2 protein-coding genes are annotated in these 2,212 nt (G+C 42.1%); both read right to left on the reverse strand.

Translation table 11 applies throughout. The features are described 5' to 3' along the window. Positions 1 to 61: 61 nt before the first annotated feature. Positions 62 to 1,219 (reverse strand): hypothetical protein, encoded by a 1,158-nt coding sequence (locus C7H19_RS25035; RefSeq protein WP_106459614.1) that lies wholly within the window; start codon positions 1,217 to 1,219, stop codon positions 62 to 64. Between the two features lie 143 nt (positions 1,220 to 1,362). Next, on the reverse strand, positions 1,363 to 2,130 hold the full coding sequence (locus C7H19_RS25040; protein WP_106459615.1) for a Rha family transcriptional regulator: 768 nt from the start codon (positions 2,128 to 2,130) through the stop codon (positions 1,363 to 1,365). Positions 2,131 to 2,212: the final 82 nt, after the last annotated feature.

Here is a 2,212-nt window from a genome sequence, read left to right on the forward strand (position 1 = left end):
TAGAGTTACCATTTCTAACTCCTTCTCTCCATCAGTTGTTTTTTCTATTTTACTTCCTTATCTAACAAAAGAGGGATGAGTTAGCTTTTGGTGTAGAGTTCTTTTTCTCTAAGGCTTGACATAATAGCTCAAAATCACGATTACTAATGCGGTAGGTTGAGCAAATCTGTCCTTTAAGTCGTACTTTATCGAAAATATCGGCTGATTGTAGGTAGGCTTGGATTTCTAGTTTCAATCTATCTGTTGCGGTGGGTTCCGTTTTAGGCTGTAGTTGTTCAGATTGACTGGCACATTGTTCAAGACAAGCGATAAAATCATTAGCTTTCATCCCTTGCTGAGTTCCCCACGTTACCCAATCGACAAGATCTCCTTTATCGGGTATGTCAGCCCAAATATCGTTAGGATCAAGAATGATAATTGGTAAATCAGCTTTTTGACCTGCTAATGTAAGTTTTTTAGCTTTCTCTTTGCCTTCAGCATCATTATCCCGAAACTTAACAATTCCAAGAATGCCTTTTTCTTTTAGTTGTTGCAGGTGAGCAGCAATTGTACTTTCTCCCCATGATGAACCCTGCCATGTAATAGCTGCCAATCCTAACGATCGCGCAACCTCGACGGATTCCTCGCCTTCGACCGCTAGTAACCATTTTCCTTTAGCGTTATTCACCGCCTCTTCAAATCGGTATGGCAGCCACTCAGCCTCGCCTTTTGACCATTTTGGTTGACCATTTAGTTTATTATGGCCTTGCCGAATCGTTTTATCATGACCTTTCGGATGTGAGGTGTCTTTCCACTCAAATCGGCTCACCCATTGAGTTTTTGAATAAAAATATCTTGTTTCAGTCGCATGAACAGGTACACCTTGAGCAATCAACCATTGTGGGATTTGATTAGATTTTGGTAATGGACGATCATTAACGATGGCTGGTAGTGTAGCCAATGTGATCTTTTTGGGCGGATGGGAAAGAAGTGGTTGGTTTTTGCTCGTCTTCTGTTTGACAGTCAAGTTTGACGGCTTGTCGTCTTCAGTAACAAAAATCGCCCGTCCATCGCTTGCGTCTTTGAGGTACTTCCACCCAAGCGGTACCTTGTTAGCATCAGTTCTTCCACAAACGATCGCGCTTCCACTATCCGAGCGATAACACCATGAAGTGCGATCGCATAAAGAACAGGGATTATTCTTGTTGACTTCTTTCCATTGATTCGATTCTGATAACATCTTGATTCTCCAGTAATTGACGTAGAGTTAGTTTGAAGTTCTTAATTGACCGATGAAGCATTGGCATGGCAAAGTAAGCCGCTATGGATGCAGCACGATCGCTCACTGGGGGTAGCCAGCTTTTTTTTGAGTGAATTACTTGGTTACTCGCCTAGTAGTCCTTGTCTGGTGCCTTGACGAGAGGCGTATTGTCGATCTAGCCAAGGCAAAATTTCACGGGGTAACTTCTGAGCTTTGACTAGACTTGGTTCGGTTAGCCATTGGCTGTCGCTAACACCGATCGTTTCTAACCAGTGACGGCAAGCCTTTGTGTTGGAACCGAAACCATATCTTTTAGCTAAATATGAAATGCCGATACCGTCATATTTAGCTACGGCTCTGCCTCGTTCATCAACAGTAACAAGGGTTTCGACTTTTTCAGTGCGAGTGACGATCGCATCAGGTTTACCCAAGATCAATGCAACCATTTCACGACCGTGCATGGTAGCGATCGCACTTGTCGATAACAATAATCGTTCTTGAGTTTGGGCTAGTTGCAATTCTAGTTTTAGGCGATCGATTTCCTGTGCCTGAGAGGGAATCACTTGATTGATGATTGTTTTAGCCTCGGCAAAAGCTTTAACAAGAGCTAACTTACATTCGATGACTCGGTTAGTATTACGGCTTAAAGTCATTAAAAACGTTGCTTGTTCTTCGGTAAGATAAGCGATTCTTTCTTTGGAATTATTGCCCTGAAGGGTTTTGAACTCTCGCGTTTCAAACGCGACACCCCCAAATCCTCTTTCTATCTTCGTTAGATATTTATCAATTGTACCGAGAAGATTCTTATGCTGAATTTCTAGATTCAATGCTAGAGAGCGAGAATCAACCACAAGTATTCCTTCTCTTTGTATCGCTGTTAAAGTAGACATAGTGACCTCAAGGGGTGATGAACAGCAAAATAAAGTATATATATGAGGTTGAGGGCTTCATAGGTAGAAAAAGATCAGAGCT

It is taken from the genome of Aphanothece hegewaldii CCALA 016, from assembly GCF_003007785.1.
GTDB lineage: Bacteria > Cyanobacteriota > Cyanobacteriia > Cyanobacteriales > Microcystaceae > Chroococcus > Chroococcus hegewaldii.